Origin of the sequence: Pseudofrankia coriaricola, from assembly GCF_001854805.1 — a bacterium.
GTDB lineage: Bacteria > Actinomycetota > Actinomycetes > Frankiales > Frankiaceae > Pseudofrankia.
This window is the reverse complement of sequence record NZ_MBLO01000259.1, coordinates 197,909-218,913: the sequence shown is the minus strand read 5'-3', so window position 1 is coordinate 218,913 and position 21,005 is coordinate 197,909. Positions and strand designations below refer to the sequence as shown.

Below are 21,005 nucleotides of genomic sequence, written 5' to 3'. Positions count from 1 at the left end.
CGGCGAGCACCGTCCCGGCCACATGCGATGCCTGACCAGACCGGCGAATCCGTACCAGGCAGCTCTCCCGACAGATCCAGCGTGTCCGGCGGGGCTCAGAGCACGGCGGCCGCGTCGGAGCCGCCCCCGGACGAACGGGCCGACCACGCCGAACCGGCTGAACTGGCCGACTCGGCGTGGTTGTCCGACCCGGACGCGGAGCTGCTGCGCAGGCATGTCGACGGCGACCCGGCGGCGTTCGCCGAACTGTTCCGAGCCAACGCCGACCGTTTGTGGACGGTCGCCTACCGGCTGCTGCACGACGCCGAGGACGCGGCCGACGCGGTCCAGGAGGCGATGCTCTCCGCCCACCGCCGCGCGGCCGGGTTCCGCGGCGAGTCGACGGTGCGCACCTGGCTGCACCGGATCACGGTGAACGCCGCGCTGGACCGCCTGCGGCGCAGGGCCGCCCGCCCGATGACCGTGCCGATGCCCACCAGCCCGGACGGGGTCGAGCACGAGCCCGCCGACCCGCGCGACGCGCACGCCGAGGGTGAGCTTCGCCGCGACATCGAGAGCGCTCTGGCCAGGCTGCCAGCGACGCTGCGGGCCGCCGTCGTGCTCGTCGACATCGAGGGAATGCCCGTGGCGCAGGCCGCGGCGGCGCTAGGCGTACCGCTCGGGACGGTCAAGAGCCGGGCCGCGCGCGGCCGGGCGCGGCTCGCGGAACAGCTGGGCTATCTCCGTCCGGGGAACCACCAGGCCGTCCGCTCCGTCTTGGAGAGGGGGGAGGTGATGGGCGGTGGGGCCTGACGCGCGCGGCGAGCCGATGCCGCGCCATCCCGACGGCGAGCTGCTGGACGCGTACGCGGACGGCGAGCGCACGCCGGCCTCCGTCGACCGTCATGTCCGGGCCTGCGCCGACTGCCAGCGGGCCGTGGTCGCGCTGCGCAACGTACGCGTCGAGCTGTCCCGGCTCGCGCCCATCACCATGCCGCCGGACGTCGCCCGCCGCATCCAGGCGACCCTGTCGGCGGCCCCGACGCCAGCGGCCCCGCGGCCCGACCGCGCCGGTCCGGACGACAGCCGTGACCGCCACGCCGGACGACGCGCGCCCGGCCGGGTGCGGCGGCCACCGACCCACAGCGCAGCTGCCAGGCAGCTCACGGCCCCGCCTGCCCGGTCGCAAGTTCTTCCCCGGTCCGTCCGGCCCGAGCGGCTCGCGCTGCTGGCCGCCTGTCTGCTGGTCGTGGTCGCCGGAGCTGGGCTGTTCGTCGTCTGGGGGCACGACAGCGCGTCCTCCGACCGCTACGCGGCCTCGAGCGCCGACATGTCCGCTGCCGACAGCGCGGCCGGCGCCGGCGCCGCCACCCCGGCGAGCGGCGAGCGCGCCCTCGCGCCGACGGCGCAGGCACTTTTCGCCGACAACCTGATAGATGTGGCCGACAGCGGTGCCGTCCTGGGTCCGGACGCCGTGGCCCAGCACGCCAAGGACCTGCTCGCCGGCCGCATACCGGTCGCCGGCCACACCAGCCTGGATATGACCGTGGTGGCCGACGGCACGGCCACCGGCGGCACGGCCGCATGGCAGGCGGTCGTCACCCCTGATCTGCTCGGCTGCTACGAGAAGCTCGCCACCAGCGTCGGTGCGGTGCTGGCGATCGACCGAGTCAGCTACCGTGGCCGCGATGCCGTGCTGGTCGTGTTGGACATTCAGGATGTACCGGACACATCGGGCACACCGAGCGTCCCCGCGACGTCGGGTATGGGGCCCGCGGCCCAGGGCGGTGCGGTGGCCGCGGCGCCAGGCGCGGTGCCGCCCAGCCGGGACCGGGTCCAGCTGACCGTCGTCGACCTCGGCTGCGACGTCAGCCACCTGGCCGGCTCCACCTGGTATGCCGCCACCGCCACCAGGGCCTGAAACGATACGGACACTGAGGTCGCCCTCCATCTGGCGGTACAGGCAGGAATCTCTGGTAACCCGGCGCGGTTAGCGTGACAGCGGCTTCGGCCGCGATGTGAAGGGAGCAGCGCGTGACAGCGCAGGACAGCGGAGTCCGGAACGTCATCATCATCGGCTCCGGGCCGGCGGGCTACACGGCCGCCATCTACACAGCGCGCGCCAACCTCCGACCGCTGGTGTTCGAAGGCGCCGTCTCAGCGGGTGGCGCGCTGATGACCACCACCGAGGTCGAGAACTTCCCAGGATTTCCCGAGGGCATCCAAGGCCCCGAGCTCATGGACGACCTGCGCAAGCAGGCGGAACGCTTCGGGGCAGAGCTGGTCCCCGACGATGTGACGGAGGTTGACCTCACCGTCACCCCGAAGGTCGTGAAGGTCGGTGAGGAGGTCCACTACGCGAAGGTGGTCATCATCGCCACCGGCTCGGCCTACCGGAAGCTCGACGTCCCGGAAGAGGACAGGCTGCTCGGCCGAGGTGTCTCCGCCTGCGCGACGTGTGACGGCTTCTTCTTCCGCGACCAGGACATCGCGGTGGTCGGCGGCGGCGACTCGGCGATGGAGGAGGCCACCTTCCTTACCCGGTTCGCGAACTCCGTGACGGTCGTTCACCGCCGGGACAAGCTGCGCGCCAGCGCCATCATGGCCGACCGCGCGCGCGCGAACCCAAAGATCAAGTTCCGCTGGAACGCGGTGGTGACCGGGCTGGAGGGCGACCACAAGCTCTCCGGCGTCCGGCTGCGCGACACGGTGACCGGCGCGGACGACAAGCTGGACGTGACGGGCATGTTCGTCGCGATCGGGCACATACCGCGCTCGGAGCTGTTCCGCGGCCAGGTGACGCTCGACGATGACGGCTACGTCCTCGTCGACGCCCCGTCGACGAGGACGAACCTGGACGGCGTCTTCGCCGCCGGCGACGTGGTCGACCACATCTACCGGCAGGCGATCACCGCCGCCGGCACGGGCTGCGCCGCCGCGCTCGACGCCGAGCGCTGGATCGCCGACCACGAGACCGGCGACAGCTCGACCGTGCCGGCCGCCTGAGACGACACCACCCCCCACACACAACCCCCGAGGAGAGACCGATGGCAGGAGCCACCACCCCGGTGACGGACAAGACGTTCGCCGCCGAGGTGCTCAAGAGTGACAAGCCCGTGCTGGTGGACTTCTGGGCCGAGTGGTGCGGGCCATGCAAGATGGTCGCCCCCGTCCTGGAGGAGATCGCGGCGGCCCACGGCGACTCGCTGCGGGTCGTCAAGCTCAACATCGACGAGAACCCGCAGACGGCGCGCGCGTACCAGATCATGTCGATCCCGACGATGGCCGTGTTCGTCGACGGTGCGATCGCGAAGAGCATCGTCGGCGCGAAGCCGAAGCGTGCTCTTCTGAACGACCTCGCCGAGTACATCTGATCTCGCACCGCTGCATGGCCTCCGTGCCAGTCCCGGCTACCAGGCCCCCTCGGCCCGTCGACGTCACCCCTCGTGGAGGCGCCGACGGGCCGAGCCCGTTTGCGGCCGCTCCGTCCGGCGATCGAACCGCCGCCCAGCGGAACTGCCGGCCGATCCATGCCCAGAACGGACCGCGGCGGTGGGGTCGGGTGGACTCAGGACGAGCGGGAGCTAGCAGGCGAGAGGAACTAGCGGGACGGTCACGCCCGCGACCCCCGGCAGGCCAGCCGCATCGCCTACGCTGGTGACCCGTGAAGCTGCTCCGGCTCGGTGACCGCGGTCCGGGCGTGGCCGATGTGCGCGCGGCCCTGACCCATCTGTCCTTCCTACCGGCGGCCCCTCGGCAGCCCGGTGATGAGGGCTCGGAGAGGCCTGGCGCAGATCTGTTCGACGAGAGCCTGGACCGCGCTGTGCGCGCGTTTCAGCAGAGCCGCGGACTGTCTGTCGACGGGATCATCGGGCCGGACACCACACGTGCGCTCGACGAGGCACGTCACCGGCTGGGTGACCGGCTGCTCTACTACGTGGCCAGCCGGCCGTTCGTCGGCGACGACGTCGCCGCGCTGCAGACGCGGCTGTCGAGCATGGGCTTCGACATCGGCCGTAGCGATGGCATCTTCGGCCCGCGCACGGAAGCAGCCGTCCGCGACTTCCAACGCAACCGGGGCCTCGAGCCGGACGGGCGCTGTGGCCCCCAGACCCTCAGCGAACTCAAGCGGTTGGAACGTACGGTCACTGGCGGCCGCCCGGACGTGCTGCGCGAGTCGACGCGGCTGCTTGTCCGGGGGCCCTCGCTGCTCGGCACGGTCGTCGCCATCGATGCCGGCCATGGGGGCGAGGACGCCGGCGCCGTCGTCCACGGGCTGAACGAGCGGGACGTAATGGCGGACCTCGCCAGCCGGCTGGAGGCCCGGCTGCGGTCGTCTGGCTTGGAGACCTTCCGGGTGCACGCCGACGACGAAGCGCCGGACGACGCCGAGCGGGCCAGGCGGGCCAACGAGCGCGGCGCCGACGTGCTCATCTCGCTGCATGCCGACGCCAGCGACTCACCCAAGGCCGAAGGTGTCTCCTGCTACTACTTCGGTAACGCCCATGGCTCGTCCGCGGTGGGCGAGCGCCTCGCGATGCTCATCCAGAAGGAGCTCGTCTCCCGCACCGACATGCTCGACTGCTGGACGCATCCCAAGACCTGGGAGCTGCTGCGCCGGACCGCGATGCCGGCGGTACGGATCGAGGTCGGCTACCTCACGAATCCCCGCGACGCCGCCACTCTCGGCTCGGCGGATTACCGCGCGACAATCGCCGAGGCCGTCCTCACCGCCATCCAGCGGCTGTATCTGCCGCCAGAGCAGGACGCGCCGACAGGTCAGCTCCGGGTTCCCCGGGTCGCCACCGGCCCCTGAGTTCACACCGCCTGTTTCACGTGAAACAGGCGGCGATTTCCACCGCTCCGGCGCCAGCGCGATCGGGACGTCCGGACGACGCCGCGTCCCGGAGGCCCCTTGGGCCGAGGAGCCTGGCTCCGAGGCGTGTCATCCCGGCTGAACGATTCGGCCATCACGCCCTATCCGCGTTTCACGTGAAACGCGGATAGGGCGTGGAGCGCCTCGCCCACCCGCCGCCCCGTCAGGAAGATTCCTGGCACGGCGCCTAGGCTAGAGCCAGCTACCTGGATCCCTCGACGTGCGGAGCGCCACCCATGAGTCGTCGCGTCGCGAACATAACGCTCGACAACATCGACGACCTGCCCCAGCGGTGTCGCCGGTGTGTGTTCTGGGAGCTCGACCCGGTTGCCCGCAGCCGGGCCGAGGAGGCCGGCGGCACCGATCTGGAGAAGGAAGCCTGGGTCTCCTCGGCGCTGCTGGAATGGGGAAGCTGCGGGAAAGTCATCTACGTCGACAACGTACCCGCGGGCTTCGCGATGTACGCGCCGCCTGCCTACGTGCCCCGTTCGATCGCCTTCCCGACCAGCCCCGTCAGCTCCGACGCCGTTCTCCTGATGACGGCGAAAATCGTCGACGAGTTCGCCGGGCAAGGGCTTGGGCGCGTTCTCATCCAGGCAATGGCGAAGGACGTCATCCGACGCGGTTACCGGGCGATCGAGGCGTTCGGCGACCTCCGCCAGGACGAGGGCACCCGCTGCGTCGTACCGGCCGACTACCTACTGGCGGTGGGGTTCAAGACCGTCCGGCCGCACCGCCGCTGGCCACGGCTACGGCTGGAGGTGAAGAACGCCGTCACGTGGCGCGAGGACGTCGAGGTCGCCCTGGAGCGCCTCCTGGGCTCGATGACCCCGGAGGGCATCCTCCGCCCCATCGGCGGCACGCCCTCCCCGACCCCCGCGCCGGCGTAGGCCTGTATTTCTGGTTCGCTCCGGAACAAGCTCCGGGCCGGGCGGGAAGGTGTTGCCGGTTCGGCCCGGAACAAGCCTGGGGTTGGCCGGGAAGGTTGACATGGTTCGCTCCGTGCGGGCACGGCGCTACGGCCCCTTACTCGCTTCGCTCCCAAGGGACCTCCGCGCCAACGCGGTTGCGACCCGCTTGACGGTTGCGAGACCAGGTCCGGCCCCTGGTGCGGGGGCTCACTTCGCTGCGCCCTGGGGCGGCCTTCGCACCTGATCGGTGTACGAAACGCGATCAGTACAGTCCAGATTCCACGAGCGAAGCGATGTGGTTCCCGCAAAGGGACCGGCCCGGATCGGGCTGGTCTTGGACTAGTGCCGTTCAAGCGGCAAGCGACCGAGCTGGCGCGGAGGCGCACTTCCGCAGAGACCCGGCCACGAGCGAAGCGAAGTGCCCCCGCGACCGGGATTGTCTTCGGTTTCGTGACGTACGGCGGAACACAACCGAGCTGGGCGCGGAGGCGCGCCTCGCGGAGGCCCTCCTACGAGCGAAGCGATGTAGGGGGGCCGCAGCGAGGTCGCCGCAGCGCCCGTGAGCGCAGGAGGACGGCGCGCGGAGGTCCCTTGCGAGCCGCCAGGCGAGCAAGGGGCCGGAGCGCGCCGCCCGGACGGAGCGAACCGGCAACAACCTTCCCGCCCGACCCCGTCCGACCTCGACCCCGACCCCGACCCCGACCATCCCGCCAACCCATCCCGCCTGAGCGCGAAGCAAGGGACGGGGCCGGAGCGCGCCGCCCGCACGGAGCGAACCAGCAACACAGCGAACCAGAAATACAGTTACTCCGTCGGAACCATGGCGGCGACGATGCGCTCCAGGTCCTCGAGGCTGGCGAACTCGACGGTGATCTTGCCCCGGTTGCGGCCCATATCGACCTTTACCTTGGTGTCCAGCCGGTCGGCCAGGCGCTCGGCCACCTGCGAGAGCGCTGGGGGGGCTTGGCGCGGTGCCCGGGGCGCCCGCTTGCGCGGGCCCTCGTCGCCGAGGGCCACGATCTCCTCGACCGCCCGCACGGAGAGCCCCTCCGCGACGATTCGGGTGGCGAGCCGGTCCTGGGCGGCCGGATCGCTGAGCGCGAGCAGTGCCCGGGCGTGGCCCGCGGACAGCACGCCGGCCGCGACCCGCCGCTGGACCGCCGGCGGCAGGCCGAGCAGCCGGATCGTGTTCGTGACGTGCGACCGGGACCGACCAAGCTTCGTGGCCAGCTGGTCGTGGGTGGCGCCGAACTCCCGCAGCAGCTGCTCATAGGCGGCCGCCTCCTCCAGCGCGTTGAGCTGCTGGCGGTGCAGGTTCTCCAGGAGCGCGTCGCGCAGCATCGCCTCGTCGGCGGTGTCCCGGATGATGGCTGGTATCTCGGTGAGGCCCGCGAGCTTGGACGCGCGCCAGCGGCGTTCGCCCATGACCAGCTCGTACTGGTCCGGCAGCACCTCGCGGACCACGATCGGCTGCAGCAGCCCGACCTCGCGCAGGCTCGCGGAGAGCTCCTCGAGCGCCTCCTCGTCGAAGTTCGTCCGGGGCTGGCGCGGGTTCGGCGTCACCGAGTCCACCGGAACCTCCCGGAAGACCGCGCCGTGGACAGGCACCGGATCGGCACCGATCCGGGAGCCGTTCGCGCCGCCGTTGCCCGAGTAGCTGTCGTAGCGGCCCTCCGGCGCGGTCGGGATGAGCGCGCCGAGCCCCTTGCCGAGCCCGCCGACCCGCCGGGCCGGCGGGCTCACCGGTTCACCGTTCCGTGCGGCGCCTCGACGCCGCGCTCGGCGAGTTCGCGGGCCGCCGCGAGGTAGGAGAGCGACCCGCGGGAGACCGGGTCGTATGTCAGCGCCGACTGGCCATAACTGGGGGCCTCGGCGAGCCGGACGTTGCGAGGGATGGTGGTGCCCAGCACCCGGTCACCGAAGTGCTCCTTGACCTCCTGCACTACCTGGTCGGCCAGGCGCGTCCGGGAGTCGTACATGGTGAGCAGGATCGTGGTGAGCCGCAGATCCTGGTTCAGGTGGGCCTGCACCAGGTCCACATTGCGCAGCAGCTGGCCGAGTCCCTCGAGCGCGTAGTACTCGCACTGGATCGGGATGAGCAGTTCCTTGGCCGCGACGAGCGCGTTCACGGTCAGCAGGCCCAGCGACGGTGGGCAGTCGATGAAGACATAGTCGACCTCGAGGGTCAGCGACGCGATCGCCCGGCGCAGCCGGCCCTCCCTGGCCACCATCGAGACCAGCTCGATCTCGGCGCCGGCGAGGTCGATCGTCGCGGGGGCGACGAAGAGGCCCTCCGCCTCGCCCGACTTCGCGATCACCTCGTCCAGTGGTCGATCGCCTAGCAGCACTTCGTAGATGGRCGGTACCCCGGAGCGGTGTTCCACGCCGAGCGCCGTCGAGGCATTGCCCTGCGGGTCGAGGTCGATGACCAGCACGCTGACGCCGTGCATGGCCAGGGCCGCCGCCAGGTTGACGGTCGTCGTGGTCTTGCCGACGCCGCCTTTCTGGTTGGCGACCGCGAAGATTCGCTGTCGGGTCGGTCGTGGGAAGGGTCGTCGCCGTTCCATAGTCAGTGCTTCCACCGCCGCTGCCGCCGCCGCTCCGATCGGGGTCGATGGGTCCAGAGGGTCCAGCCCCAGCCCCGCCGACGCTGTTTCACGTGGAACACGTCCGTCCGCGTGCCCGCCGTTGCTCTCGTGTCGTCTGTCCCCGTTGCTGTTCACGCTGCCTGCCATCGTGCCGATCTCCGACGCCGGGTCGCCCCGCCCCATCGGTCGCTCGTTTCGCAGAGACCAGGCGAGTGGGTTCAGCTAGCCGATCTTTTCCACACATCAGGACCCGTAGATCCCGCCATCCCTGCGAACGCAGGCCGTCTCGCGCCTCGGCAAGCTCCTCGTCGACTCGCGAACCGCGCATGGCAAGCATGACACCCCCCGGCCGAACGACCGGAAGCAGCATGCCGCCCAACCGTTCCAATGGCGCCACCGCTCGCGCAACGGCTACATCCCACCGTAGCCCGTCTTTCCCGACACCGATATCCGGAGCGCGCCCGCGTAGCACGGACATCCGGTCCGCGCCGTCCAAGGCGGCGACCACCTCCCGCAGGAAGACCGTCCGGCGCTCCATCGGCTCGAGGAACACCACCCGGAGATCCGGCCGGACCAGCGCCAGCGGCACCCCGGGGAGCCCGGCGCCACTACCGACATCGACCACGGTCACGCCCACTGGAACGACCTCGGCGAGCACCGCGCAGTTGAGCAGGTGCCGGTCCCACAGCCGGTCGGTCTCACGCGGGCCGATCAGCCCACGCTCGACGCCCGCCGTGGAGAGCAACTCGACATACCGAACCGCGCGATCGAGCGACTCGCCGAACACTTCGGCCGCCATCGGCGGAGGGGCCACGACCTCGCTCACCGGGCCGCCGCGCAGGGGAGCCAGAACTTGGACAGGGACCAGGACAGAGGACAGGCCGCCAGGCAGCCACGCAAACGCCGCACCCACCAAGCATCCACGACGCGCCCGGCTCTCGTCGCGAATGGTCAGTGGCAGCGCATGAGTGTCGTGAGCGTTCCGGTCAACGGGAAGACCCGAGCCTCATTCGGGCACCAGCCGGCGCGGTGGAGGTCGACCAGGTCCGCGCGAGTGGCCGCCACATCCGGCTCGAAGACGAAGAGCAGGATGCGTCGCGGACCGGGCGAGCGGGCCGCGACGTCACGGGCGACCTCCCCCTCACCGGGCTGGGAGAAGAACAGCGTGTCCGCTCGGGGTATTCGGGCGGCCTCGTCCTCGGTGGATCGAGCGGGGAGAGCGGCCGGGCGGCGGGGAGCGTCGTCGCTGGCCTCCATGGCGTAGATCCAGCCGGGGCGCATCAGCCGACCCCCCACGACCATGAGGTCGCCTGGTCGGTAGAGCCGGCGGGCCGCGATCGCGGCGTCGACGGTGAGGCCCAGGCCGCGCAGCCGGTCACGCTGCTCGTAGAGCCGGCCGTCACGAGCCGCCGAGGACACCTGGGCCCCCATTCCGGCGGCGCCGAGCGCCATGACAACCACGACCCCCGCCGCGCGGCTGAGCAGCCTCCGGCCGGGCGCGGCCTCGCCCCTGTCGGCGCCGGGATCCGCCGAGATCCGGGCTTCGCGCCCGTCACCCGCCGGGAGAGCGCCTCGGTCGGCAGCCAGGTCTACCTGGGTAGGGATCTGTCGTGTCAGGGAATGGACGTCCCTCACCGAGATTGTCACTGATGGTGACTTTCCAACTACGTGTCGGCTGGGGGTAAGGGTACCGGTCCTGACGATCTTCAACAGGCGGCGAATCAGGTCCGTGGCACCCGCGACGACCACGAGAACGATCAGTGGGACCAGGAAGAGGTTGGTCCGGGTGGGGCCGAAGGGCCAGAACCGGACCGCGCTCGCGGTGAGCATCGCGAGCTGCGCGCCGCCGAGCGCGGCGAGCACCTGCCGGCCGTCGTGCCGCCGGGCGAGTAGCACGACGCCCGCCAGCCCGCAGAGGACGACGACCGGGGCGAGCAGCCAGAGCGACACCCAGGTCCCGTCGGTCGGCGGGTGCAGCAGGCTGGGGTCGTAGCGGTCGATCCCGGGCGGCGTGCCGGTCACGAAGTCACGCAGTTGCCTGCCGATGAAGGAAAGACCGCCGCCCAGCCCCCGCCCGGCGAGAAACTGCGCGTCCCAGTAGTGCCCCAGCCGCTGACTGGACTGATGCCCGACGAAGAACAACGTGTTCGCCCCGGTGAGCGCCAAGGCGGGCAATGCCTCCAGCGCCCGCCACCCGCCCGCCGCGAGAGTGCCGCCGGCATCCGTCCGAGGAGCCCGGCGAGCGCGGACCATCGCGGTCACGACGTCGGCCGCCGCGAGCGGAGCGATGACAAAGACGGCTGGGACGGAGAGCAGGCTCACGAGGCCGGCAGCCGTCCGCCGGGCCAGCCGCCCGCGGTCCAGACCACCGCCGCCCCGCCCGTCCGCGACACCGCCGGGCCCGGCGCCACGGGTGGTCCCGCGCTCGTCGCCTATCCACAGCAGGACCGCGACGACGGCGGCGAGCATCTCGACGGTGTAGGGCTTGAGCTGGGTGCCGAGGTCGAGAAGCGTGCTGTTCAGGCAGATCCACAGGGCGGCGAACGCCGCCGGCACCGGGCCGGCGAACCGGGCCGTGAGCAGCACGATCCCGATGCCCAGCAGGGGCACCGCGACGAACCCCGGCAGGCGCAGCACCCACGCATGCCAGCCGAGCAGGTCACCGCCGAGGCGCTCTACGACCACCCAGCCGACGGCCGACGGGGTGTTGGCCCGCGCCAGTTCCGACCAGAACGACCCGAGTGGCTCGCTGACGAAATGGCCCCGCCAGATCTCGTCGTACCAGAACGGCCGCCGCAGGTAGGCCCGCAGCACGACGTCCAGAGCGACCAGCACCAGGCCGACCCCGCCGGCCCACAAGAGGTCGCTTCTCCCAGTACGGGCGACGCGGGCCGTCCAACGACGGCGCGCGCCGTCCGATGCACGGACGGCGCGCGCGGAGTCGCCGGGCTCGGCCCGCGTCCCCGCCGCGTCGGCCAGGGGAGCGGGCGCCATATCAGTGATCCCCGAACAACGGCCGCCGGGCGCACGAAGAAAGATCATTATCGCGCACCCTTTGGCCCCCTAGACGGGCATGACGACGACGCAGCGGTCGGGCTCCTCGCCCTCGGACTCGCTGCGCACGCCGTCGACGCTGGCGATGACGTCGTGGATGACCTTGCGCTCGAACGGGGTCATCGGCGCGAGCTTCTCCTTCTTGGTCCCGCCGGCAACCCGCCTGGCCACCTCCGCCGCGAGCTCGCGCAGCTCGGCGCGGCGGCGGGCGCGATGGCCGCCGACGTCGAGCATCAGCCGGCTGCGCTCGCCCGTCTTCTGCAGCACGGCGAGCCGGGTCAGCTCCTGCAGGGCCTCCAGGGTCTCCCCACTCGGGCCGATCAACTTCTCGAGGCCGTCGCCGACTACCGCGACGACCGCGCGGCTGCCCTCGACGTCCAGGTCCAGGTCGCCATCCATGTCGACGATGTCGAGCAGACCCTCGATGTAGTCGGCGGCGATCTCGCCTTCCTGCTCCAGGGCAGTCAGCCGCTCCTGCGTGCTCGTCGACTCGTCTGCCTGCGACAGGCCCTCATCGACGTGGGCGGCGAGGTCGGAACCGCTCATCAGCGCAACTCCATGGGTAGGTGGGCCGCCATCGGCGGCGGTCCCTCGTTCAGGACACACCAGGCCGGCCGCCGGGGGAGGAACCACGATCGCTCACCGCCGTCCGCCGGGACGCTTCCCCTTGCCGCCACTCTTGCGTTTCGCGGCCGGGCGTGACCCGCCGACATGCCGGGTGACGCCAGCCGGGACGGGGGCCGGTGCGGCGGCGGCGCTCGCCGATGGCGAGGCCTCCGGGCCGGTGGTGCCCGCGTCCTTCGCGGCGGCATCCTTCGCGCCGGCATCCTTCGCGCCGGCGGACGGCTGCGCTGCCCGGTTCGACGCGCCACCGCGCGGCGACCTGGTGCCAGCCGGAGCGGAGCCACTCTTGGCGGCGGTGGCGCCGTTCGCGGGTGTCGCGTTCCGCTTCGTTCCCGCGCCGTTCGCGGTAGCCGGCGGCGTCGCCTTGGTCATGGAGGTCTGCCGGGTGCCGGCGGCGGTGCCCTTGCCCTTGGCGCGGGCGCCCGGAGCCGGCTTGGCGCCCGGAGCCGGCCGCGACGGGGCCGGGCGGTCACCCGCGGCGGCGGCGGCGGTCGCCGGACGCGCGCCGGGCTGCCGGCCGGAGGCGTCCGGGGTCATCGGCGGCATCCGCTTGATGACATAGAACTGCTGGGCCATGCTCCACAGGTTGGTGGTGAGCCAGTAGATCAGGACGGCGATCGGGAACCGGAAGCCGAAGATGGCCAGCATGACCGGCGAGCCGTAGAGCAGGACCTTCTGGACCATCGCCTGCTGCGGGTCGACCGGCCCGGTGCGGGACATGATCTGGCGCTGGGTGAAGAACGTCGTCGCGCCCATCAGCACGATGAGGACGACAGCGACGATCTTGACGTTCGTGCCGTTCGCGTGCAGGAAGTCCAGCAGGCTCTGCTTCGACGTGAACGAGGTCGCGAGCGAGATGCCGAACACCTTGGCCGAGGCGATCTGCTCGACCTGATCGGCGCTCAGGCCCACGCGCGGCCGCCAGATGAGCGCGCCGCCATCGCCCTCGTTCATCGGCGACAGGTGGGTGAAGACGTGGAACAGGGCGAGGAAGAGCGGGATCTGCAGGAAGATCGGCAGACAGCCGAGCAGCGGGTTCCCGTGCTCCTTCTGCAGCTCCATCATCTTCTGCTGCATGACCTGCTTGTCATGCCCGTACTTCTCCCGGATCTCCTTGATCCGGGGTTGCATCAGCTGCATCGTCCGCTGCGACTTCACCTGCTTGACGAACAGCGGGAAGATCAGGATGCGGACGCAGACGACCAGGAGGACGACGGAGAACGCCCAGGCGAAGAAGCTGTCCTGGCCGAAGATCGGCCCGAAGCCCTTGTGGAAGAAGACAATCGCGTTCGCCGCGAGATGGTAAAGCGGATCCAGCACCGGTCTAACTCCTCCAGGCCCCTCGGGCGGACTGTACAGGTACTGGGTCGTACCCACCGCGGGATAGCGGCTGGCAGCGCATCAGGCGCCAGCAGGCAAGCAGGCCGCCGCGTACCCCACCATGCATACGAACGGCGGACAGCGCGTAGGCGCTGCACGACGGCTCAAATCGACAGGCGCCGGCCGACCGGGGCGACCAGACGAGCTGGTAGCCGCGGACAAGGGCGGCGAGCAGCCACGCGAACGGGCCGCGGACGGCGCCGGAACGGTCACGCGCGACTCGCGGCAGCCGCCGGCTGACGGCGGCGGACGCGAGCATGAGATCGAGGAGCGTGAACACCCCGAGCACGCACAGCGCGCAGGCGGGGCCACTCATCGCCGGCTCCGTCGCCGCTCGTCCGAGCCCGCCGGCGGGCTCACGGCTGTGTCATCCGGGACGCCGACGGTCGCGCCAGGCTTGGCCATGGCGGCGCGGCCTTCGGCCGGACTACCTGACTGGCCCGCGACCGGGCGCGGCTTCGCCGTCGTCGCGCGAGCCCGGGCCGAACGGTCCTGGCCGGACCGGGTCCGGCCGGCACGCATCGCCGCGAGGCCGCGGTCCAACGCGCTGCCCAGTTCGGCCGAGCTGGCCTCGGCCGAGGCCGGCAGCGCGCGGATGACCAGCAGGGTGCCTGGCGGCACCGAGGCGAGCCGGGAACGGGTCTGTTCCCGCAGGCGACGACGGACCTGGTTACGGGTCACCGCCGTACCGACCTTGCGGCTCACCACAAAACCGGCCCTGGCCGGGCCGGAGTCACGGGTGCTGAGAGCGTGAACGATCAGCGGCGAACAGCTGAGCCGGCGGCCTTCCCGCCCAATTCGGGCGTGCTCCTCCCGGGAGCTCACACGCGAACGGACGGGAAGCATCGGAGCCGGTAACCGAGCGCCGGCGAGGTCCGCCTCAGGCGGACAGTTCGCGGCGACCTTTGCGGCGACGGTCGGAGATGATGGCGCGGCCGGCACGGGTACGCATCCGCAGCCGGAACCCGTGGGTGCGGGACCGCCGACGGTTGTTCGGCTGGAAGGTGCGCTTGCTCACGTGACGACTCCGGGTAACAGGCGGTCAGGGACGCGACAGGCAGACGCTGTCCGTACTTAGGCTACGCCAGTGGCGTCCCCAGTTCGACGCACGCATCGATGTAGAGGGCGCCACACGCCCGATGGACGTACTCGAGGTACCCCTCGAGCGATCCGGTGGACGCGCGCTGGCCCAGCTAGGGACGAAACCGCTGGCGACGCTCCAGCTTACACAGCCGCCAGCATCCCCTTTGCCGACCGCCCCTGCCGTCCCCCTTGTCATCATCCGCCCGGCATGCGATCCGCCCACCGCCTCCGGCGCCTCCTCTTCGCCCTCGGCTCTTCCACGCCAGCGCTCATCGCCATCGCCGGTGACTCCGACCACCACCGACGTGCCTCCCCCGCTCCAGGCCCTGCGCGGGGCCCCACCAGCCGATCCGACTGCCACCAACCACCGACGTGCCTTCCGCCCTAGCCCCTCCGCGGGGTCCCCGCCGACTGGCTGCCAAGTGGGATCCGCGCCGAACGCGCAGATTGGCGTCAAGGTCCCATCTAGCCAGTCGGTGGGGAAGGTGCAGTCGGTGGGATAGGGGCTGCCGTGCCGGCGGCACGCCGGATGCGGTGTCATGTCCGTACACAGGTTGTGGACGACGATGTGGAGAACCCGGCGCGGCGCGTCGTGGTCCCGCCTGAGTCCCACCGAGTCCACTCGTCGTGCGCTGGCCGAGGGGAGCGCGACCCGCGTCGCGCTCCCGAACGCCGCGTCCGCCGACCTGGCCAACCCGCCAAGGAGCACCCGTGACCGACCGCGAACCGCCCTCCGTCACGGGTTCTCAGCGCCAGCTGCCGCTGGGGGACGACCCTGACCTGCACGCGGTCTGGCGGCAGGCGGTGGCCGGGGTGGCCGACGGGACTCTGTCCGCGCAGCAGCGGGCCTGGCTGCGCCTGACCAGGCCACTCGGCCTGGTCCAGGACACCGCGCTGCTCGCGGCCCCGAACGAGTTCACCAAGGATCTGCTCGACTCCCGGCTGCGCCCGTTCCTGGCCACCGCGCTGACCGCCGCGTACGGCCGGGAGATCCGGGTCGCCGTCACTGTCGAGCACCTGCCCGATCCCGAGCCGATGACCGGCCCGATGGTGCTGCCGTCGCCGCCGGTGGCGGTCGCGCGCGACCGCGAGGACCCGAGCCACGATGGCGCCGGCCGCGGGGGCGGAGCCCAGGACCGGTTCCTCGACGCGTCGCCGCCGCCGATCCAGCGGGTCGCCGCCGGGCTCGGCCGCGACCCGGAGCCGCGGCCGTCCGAACCGGCCCGGCTCAACCCCCGGTACGTCTTCGAGACGTTCGTCATCGGGGACAGCAACCGGTTCCCGCACGCCGCCGCGGTGGCGGTCGCCGAGGCGCCGGCGAAGGCCTACAACCCGCTGTTCATCTACGGAGACTCGGGGCTGGGCAAGACCCACCTGCTGCACGCCATCGGCCACTACACGCTGAAGCTCTACCCGGACTCCCAGGTCAAGTACGTCAGCACCGAGGAGTTCACCAACGACTTCATCAACTCGATCCGGGACGACCGGCAGCAGGCCTTCCAGCGGCGCTACCGGGACATCGACGTGCTGCTGGTCGACGACATCCAGTTCCTGGAGAACAAGGAGCGGACGCAGGAGGAGTTCTTCCACACCTTCAACGTCCTGCACGACACTGAGAAGCAGCTGGTCATCTCCTCGGACCGCTCGCCCAAGCAGCTCTCCGCACTCGAGGACCGGCTGCGCAGCCGGTTCGAGTGGGGGCTGATCACCGACGTCACACCGCCGGACCTCGAGACCAGGATCGCGATCCTGTCGAAGAAGGCGGCCACCGAGCGGCTGCCGGTCCCACCGGACGTGCTCGAGTACATCGCCACCCACATAGAGCGCAACATCCGCGAGCTCGAGGGCGCGCTCATACGGGTGGCCGCGTTCGCCAGCCTGAACAAGTCCCACGTCGACCGCACGCTGGCCGAGATCGTGCTGCGCGACCTCATTCCGGACGCGACCAGCAGCGAGATCACCGCGACCTCGATCATGAACGCGACCGCGGCGTACTTCGGGGTCTCGATGGAGGACCTGTGCGGGACGTCACGCAGCCGGGTGCTGGTGACCGCCCGCCAGATCGCGATGTACCTGTGCCGTGAGCTGACGGACCTGTCGCTGCCGAAGATCGGCCAGCAGTTCGGCGGACGTGACCACACCACGGTCATGCACGCCGACCGCAAGATCCGCGGCCTGATGGCGGAGCGCCGCGCCATCTACAACCAGGTCACCGAGCTGACCAACCGCATCCGCGCCGAGACCCGCCACCTCTGACCCTCACCGCGTACACCCCGACTCGGGGGCCACAGTGGAGGGCCCTAAGCAGTGGAGGGCCCTAAGCGCCCGACAGGCATCCCAAGGCCACGGGCCTTGGCCTGGCTATCCAGTGGCGGGGCCGAATATGACTAGTCCGCTCTGATTCCGATTGACTAGTCCGCCCAGGTCGGATGGGCGCCGTACTCATTACTTCTCCCAGCGATCCGTCGAACGAGGCACTTCTCCCGCAACCGGCCCACACCGTGTGGAACAAACCGCCGAGCGCTCTCAGCTGCCACGAGACCACTTGGGTGGTATTCACCCACAGCTTGTGGACAAGCCTGTGGACGAGTTGAGGGGGACCTGCGGACAACCGGGCCGTGAGGCTGTGGAGAACTGGGGGGCAGCCTGGGGACGACGTGGGGGCAACCGGTGGATGAACGGTGCATGGCGCCTGGGGACAAGACGGCCCTGTGGACGACGACCGGGTTGACCCACAGCTCCACCCACATGCTCTCCACCGGGCTCCGGGGGCTCTGACCTGCGCAAACGCTGGTTATCCCCAGTTTCCACAGCCCCTACTACTACGACGATCATTTAAATTTTCAGAGAGATCAAAGTCTGAAGAGCTAGGGCCTGGGGATGAAGCGCTCGGTGCCTCGCCCCGCTCGAACACCGGCTGCCACCCAGGCGCAGCGGCAATGCCCACACGGCGGGGCCACTCTGGTTCCGAAGCGGACGAGGCCGCTGCTGCCAGCACCGACTGTGGGACGCTTACCCCCCAACGGCGAGTCCCACACGCCTTTCGACGAGGACACAGCGGAGGTACCGGCCGGGCGTCCGTCGTTGGCCCTTCACCGCTGGCTGAGGTGTTTCATGTCGGTGCCCATGCCGGTCGTGCCCCGGTGAGACTGGAGCCGGGCTGGCGAGGTGGCGAGGTGGCGGGCCTGACGGCCGCGGCGTCTGGTTGCGGACGCTTCCTGCCCGGACCGGAGGTGGCCGTGCCCTCCGCCAGGCCGGCCGCCGCTAGTGGTTGCTCTGTGTGATCGTCTGCTTGCATGAATGGCTGGACCGCTCGCAGAGCTGTCGGAGGGCTCTGCGATGCTGGTTCGGTTCGTCGCCGCCAGAGGGAGGCAGGCATGAGGTTCCGGGTTGAACGGGACGAGTTCACCGAGGCGGTTGCCTGGACCGCGCGCAGCCTGCCGAGTCGCACGGCTACCGCGGCCCAGCAGCAGGTGCTTACCGGCCTGCTCCTTGACGCGAGCGGGCCGGGCCTGGTGGTTGCCGCCTTCGACTACGAGGTGGCCGCACAGGCGAAGCTGGAGGCGACGATCTCCGAGGAGGGCCGGGCGCTCGCGCCCGGCAAGATGCTCGCGGAGATCACCAAGCAGCTGCCCGCCGCGCCGGTCGAGGTGTGGACCGAGGGCAACGGCCTGGTGATCGCCTGCGGCAACGCCCGCTTCACCCTGCGGACCATGCCCGTCGAGGAGTACCCGGCGCTGCCTCCGCTGCCGCCGATCACCGGCTACATCGAGGGCGGCGCGTTCGGCGCCGCGGTCTCCCAGGTGGCGGTCGCCGCCGGCAGGGACGACACGTTGCCGGTGCTCACCGGAGTGCGGCTGGAGATCGAGGGCGATGTCCTGACGCTCGCCGCCACCGACCGCTACCGGCTCGCGGTGCGCACCCTCAAGTGGCGCCCGGAAAGCCCCGACGCGGCTGGTGTCGCGCTCATCCCGGCACGCACGCTGCTCGACACGGCCCGGTCGCTGTCCGGCGGCTCGGTCGAGGTGGCGATCGCGCTCGGCACCGGCCCTTCCGGCGAGGCGCTGGCCGGTTTCGCCGGTAACGGCCGGCAGACCACCACCCGGCTGGTGGACGGTCAGTTCCCGCCCTACCGCAAACTGCTGCCCGACTCGTGCCCGCTGATCGCCTCGGTGGAGAAGGCCCCGCTGCTGGAGGCGGTCAAGCGGGTCGCGCTGGTGGCACCGAAGACCGCGCCGGTGAAGCTCGCGTTCACCGAGGACCACCTGGAGCTGGAGGCCGGCAGCAACGGCGGCGAGGCCCAGGCGTCCGAGACGCTGCCCTCGACCTACTCCGGCCCGGACCTGGCGGTCGCGTTCAACCCGGCCTACCTGCAGGACGCGCTGAACGCGATCGACTCCGATCAGGTCGAGTTCGGCTTCGCCAGCGCCGATGACGCCGAGGTCGCGGCGAAGAAGCCGGCGATCCTCACCGGCAAGGGCGCCGGCGGCGAGGAGGCCCCCGACTACCGCTACCTGCTCATGCCGATCCAGCTGAACGGCTGACCGGGTGACGTGCATGTCACGCACCTGCAACTGGTCGACTTCCGGTCCTACCCGTCGCTTGAGCTGACCCTCCCGCCCGGGGTGGTCACGTTCGTGGGATCCAACGGCCAGGGCAAGACGAACCTGCTCGAGGCGGTCGGCTACCTGGCGACTTTGGGCAGCCACCGGGTCTCAGGCGACGTGCCGCTGATCCGGGAGGGCGCCGAGCGCGCCGTGATCCGTTCCCGGGTCGTGCGCGGTGAACGGGCGGCGCTGGCCGAGATCGAGATCGTCCCCGGCCGGGCAAACCGGGTCCGGCTGAACCGTCGCCAGCTCCCCCGGCCCCGTGATCTGCTCGGTCTGCTGTCGGTCGTGCTGTTCGCGCCGGAGGACCTGTCGATGGTCAAGGGCGACCCGGCCGAACGGCGCCGCTTCCTCGACGAGCTACTGGTCGCGCGCGCTCCCCGGCTGGCCGGGGTGATCGCCGACTACGAGCGGGTGCTGCGTCAGCGGACCACGCTGCTGCGGGCCAGGGGCGACCTGCGCACCCTGGACTCCTGGGACGAGTCGCTGGTCCGGCACGGTGCCGAGCTGCTCGCCGCCCGGCTCGCGCTCGTCGACGACCTGCGCCCCCAGATCGCCGCGGCCTACGCGGCGGTGGCGGGAGCCGAGACGTCGACGCCCGTCGGCGTCGACTACCGGTGCTCGGTGCCGCTGCCCGAGGGCGCCGACCGGGAGGCGATCGCGGACGCGATGCTCGCCGAGCTGGCCACCCTGCGGCCGCGGGAGGTCGAGCGCGGCGTGACTCTGGCCGGCCCGCACCGCGACGAGCTGGTCCTGTCGGTGGGCGGCCGCCCGGCCCGGGGCTACGCGAGCCACGGCGAGTCGTGGTCGCTCGCCATCGCGCTGCGGCTGGCCGCCTTCGAGCTGCTGGGCGCCGACGACCGCGGCCCGGTGCTGCTGCTCGACGACGTCTTCGCCGAGCTCGACACGCACCGCCGCCGCCGGCTCGCGGAGCTGGTCGCGCCGGCCGAGCAGGTGCTGATCACCGCGGCCGTCGACGCGGACGTGCCAGCGGAGCTGGGGGGGCCACGGTTCACCGTGCGGACGGGGGAGGTCAGCCTTGCCGACTGAGCCGGGCGAACAGCCAGGAGATCCAGCGACGGCCGGCCGGCCCGGGCCGGCGGAATCGACCGGCGCGGCCGCGCCCAGGGGGGCCGATCTGGCTCGCCAGGTGCTTGCCGCCGCGAAAGCGGATGCCAGGGCCCGTGCCCGGCCGGGTGGCCGCGCGGGCGGGCAAGCGGGCCGGAACCCGGACGGGGACGCCGGCGGCGCGCACCCCTCGCGGCCCGGCCCCGGTCCCGGGGGGCCGGACGGTGACGACGACCGGGACCCACCGCGCCGGCCGAGGCTGCCGGGAATCGCCGCGCCGGGGCGGGAGTGGCGCGAGCCCGCCTCCCTCGGCACCGCCGTCGCGCGGATGCTCGCGGCGCGCGGCTGGCACGCGAAGGCGGCCGACTCGACGGTGCTGGCCCGGTGGGACGCCATCGTCGGCCCGGACATCAGCGCGCACGCCACCCCGGTCTCGCTGCGCGACGGCGTGCTGGAGCTCGCCGCGGAGTCGACCGCCTGGGCGACCCAGCTGCGTTTCCTGGCCGGCCGCATCCTCGGCGAGCTGCGCCGTGAGCTCGGCCCGGACGTCGTCACCCGGATCAACGTGCGCGGGCCGTCGGCGCCGTCGTGGCGGCATGGGCCCGCCCAGATGCCCGGCGGCCGAGGTCCTCGCGACACCTACGGGTAACGGCCAGGCCGGCCGTTACCGGAGGCGTCGCTCGCACCGATCTCCTCGGTTGTCTCGCATCGTGACGGTGTGATCCGGCGGTGTGCCGACGGGCGAGCGGTTGGCCCGCGGCCAGGCTCCGAGAGCGGGAACCGGCGTGGATCGGCGCCACAGCGCGCGGGGCACCCCTCGCGTAGGGGGGGTTCG

19 protein-coding genes are annotated in these 21,005 nt (G+C 71.5%); 10 read left to right on the top strand and 9 right to left on the bottom strand.

The window, feature by feature from the left end; translation table 11 throughout:
- The first annotated feature begins 81 nt into the window (after positions 1-81).
- The 6 genes from sigM (at position 82) to BCD48_RS39000 (ending at position 5,745) form a co-directional block, all read left to right on the top strand.
- On the top strand, positions 82-792 hold the full coding sequence (gene sigM, locus BCD48_RS39025) for an RNA polymerase sigma factor SigM (protein WP_241842331.1): 711 nt from the start codon (positions 82-84) through the stop codon (positions 790-792).
- Complete coding sequence (locus BCD48_RS39020; protein ID WP_071053396.1) at positions 782-1,900, top strand: anti-sigma factor family protein; 1,119 nt, start codon at positions 782-784, stop codon at positions 1,898-1,900. Before sigM ends, BCD48_RS39020 begins: the two co-directional genes overlap by 11 nt.
- Before the next feature lie 113 nt (positions 1,901-2,013).
- On the top strand, positions 2,014-2,985 hold the full coding sequence (gene trxB / locus BCD48_RS39015; RefSeq protein WP_071053395.1) for a thioredoxin-disulfide reductase: 972 nt from the start codon (positions 2,014-2,016) through the stop codon (positions 2,983-2,985).
- Between the two features lie 41 nt (positions 2,986-3,026).
- Positions 3,027-3,353 carry a thioredoxin gene (gene trxA, locus BCD48_RS39010; RefSeq protein WP_071053394.1) on the top strand — a complete coding sequence of 109 codons (327 nt, stop codon included), beginning with the start codon at positions 3,027-3,029 and terminating at the stop codon, positions 3,351-3,353.
- 290 nt (positions 3,354-3,643) lie between these two features.
- A complete protein-coding gene (locus BCD48_RS39005; protein ID WP_071053393.1) occupies positions 3,644-4,795 on the top strand; it encodes an N-acetylmuramoyl-L-alanine amidase in 1,152 nt (383 codons plus the stop codon).
- Positions 4,796-5,091: 296 nt separating this feature from the next.
- A complete protein-coding gene (locus BCD48_RS39000) occupies positions 5,092-5,745 on the top strand; it encodes a GNAT family N-acetyltransferase (protein WP_071053392.1) in 654 nt (217 codons plus the stop codon).
- An 825-nt stretch (positions 5,746-6,570) separates the two neighbouring features.
- On the opposite strand, the gene BCD48_RS38995 is transcribed toward BCD48_RS39000, so the two are convergent.
- The 9 genes from BCD48_RS38995 to rpmH all read right to left on the bottom strand — a co-directional run bounded on the left by BCD48_RS38995 (position 6,571) and on the right by rpmH (position 14,430).
- Positions 6,571-7,509 carry a ParB/RepB/Spo0J family partition protein gene (locus tag BCD48_RS38995; RefSeq protein WP_071053391.1) on the bottom strand — a complete coding sequence of 313 codons (939 nt, stop codon included), beginning with the start codon at positions 7,507-7,509 and terminating at the stop codon, positions 6,571-6,573.
- Complete coding sequence (locus BCD48_RS38990; protein WP_071053390.1) at positions 7,506-8,333, bottom strand: ParA family protein; 828 nt, start codon at positions 8,331-8,333, stop codon at positions 7,506-7,508. Before BCD48_RS38990 ends, BCD48_RS38995 begins: the two co-directional genes overlap by 4 nt.
- An 88-nt stretch (positions 8,334-8,421) precedes the next feature.
- Positions 8,422-9,153: a 16S rRNA (guanine(527)-N(7))-methyltransferase RsmG gene (gene rsmG, locus BCD48_RS38985; protein ID WP_071053389.1), complete on the bottom strand. Its 732-nt coding sequence runs from the start codon at positions 9,151-9,153 to the stop codon at positions 8,422-8,424.
- Positions 9,154-9,305: 152 nt separating this feature from the next.
- Positions 9,306-11,348, bottom strand: coding sequence for a hypothetical protein (locus BCD48_RS38980; RefSeq protein WP_116271812.1), 2,043 nt, complete (start codon positions 11,346-11,348; stop codon positions 9,306-9,308).
- 69 nt (positions 11,349-11,417) lie between these two features.
- Positions 11,418-11,954 (bottom strand): Jag family protein, encoded by a 537-nt coding sequence (locus BCD48_RS38975; protein WP_071053388.1) that lies wholly within the window; start codon positions 11,952-11,954, stop codon positions 11,418-11,420.
- A 93-nt stretch (positions 11,955-12,047) separates the two neighbouring features.
- Positions 12,048-13,352 carry a membrane protein insertase YidC gene (gene yidC / locus BCD48_RS38970; protein ID WP_071053387.1) on the bottom strand — a complete coding sequence of 435 codons (1,305 nt, stop codon included), beginning with the start codon at positions 13,350-13,352 and terminating at the stop codon, positions 12,048-12,050.
- Positions 13,353-13,356: 4 nt separating this feature from the next.
- A complete protein-coding gene (gene yidD, locus BCD48_RS38965) occupies positions 13,357-13,728 on the bottom strand; it encodes a membrane protein insertion efficiency factor YidD (protein ID WP_083419864.1) in 372 nt (123 codons plus the stop codon).
- The gene (rnpA, locus tag BCD48_RS38960) at positions 13,725-14,258 is read right to left on the bottom strand and encodes a ribonuclease P protein component (protein ID WP_083419863.1); all 534 of its coding nucleotides are present in this window, start codon (positions 14,256-14,258) and stop codon (positions 13,725-13,727) included. The genes yidD and rnpA overlap by 4 nt, the downstream gene beginning before the upstream one ends.
- A gap of 34 nt (positions 14,259-14,292) precedes the next feature.
- Positions 14,293-14,430 carry a 50S ribosomal protein L34 gene (gene rpmH, locus BCD48_RS47910; RefSeq protein ID WP_083419862.1) on the bottom strand — a complete coding sequence of 46 codons (138 nt, stop codon included), beginning with the start codon at positions 14,428-14,430 and terminating at the stop codon, positions 14,293-14,295.
- A 776-nt stretch (positions 14,431-15,206) separates the two neighbouring features.
- Between rpmH and dnaA the strand changes: the two genes are divergently transcribed.
- The 4 genes from dnaA to BCD48_RS38940 all read left to right on the top strand — a co-directional run bounded on the left by dnaA (position 15,207) and on the right by BCD48_RS38940 (position 20,819).
- Positions 15,207-16,751 carry a chromosomal replication initiator protein DnaA gene (gene dnaA, locus BCD48_RS38955; protein WP_071053386.1) on the top strand — a complete coding sequence of 515 codons (1,545 nt, stop codon included), beginning with the start codon at positions 15,207-15,209 and terminating at the stop codon, positions 16,749-16,751.
- A gap of 1,121 nt (positions 16,752-17,872) precedes the next feature.
- A complete protein-coding gene (gene dnaN, locus BCD48_RS38950; RefSeq protein WP_071053385.1) occupies positions 17,873-19,039 on the top strand; it encodes a DNA polymerase III subunit beta in 1,167 nt (388 codons plus the stop codon).
- 9 nt (positions 19,040-19,048) lie between these two features.
- On the top strand, positions 19,049-20,152 hold the full coding sequence (gene recF, locus BCD48_RS38945) for a DNA replication/repair protein RecF (RefSeq protein ID WP_071053384.1): 1,104 nt from the start codon (positions 19,049-19,051) through the stop codon (positions 20,150-20,152).
- A complete protein-coding gene (locus tag BCD48_RS38940) occupies positions 20,142-20,819 on the top strand; it encodes a DciA family protein (RefSeq protein ID WP_241842329.1) in 678 nt (225 codons plus the stop codon). Before recF ends, BCD48_RS38940 begins: the two co-directional genes overlap by 11 nt.
- Positions 20,820-21,005 lie beyond the last annotated feature (186 nt).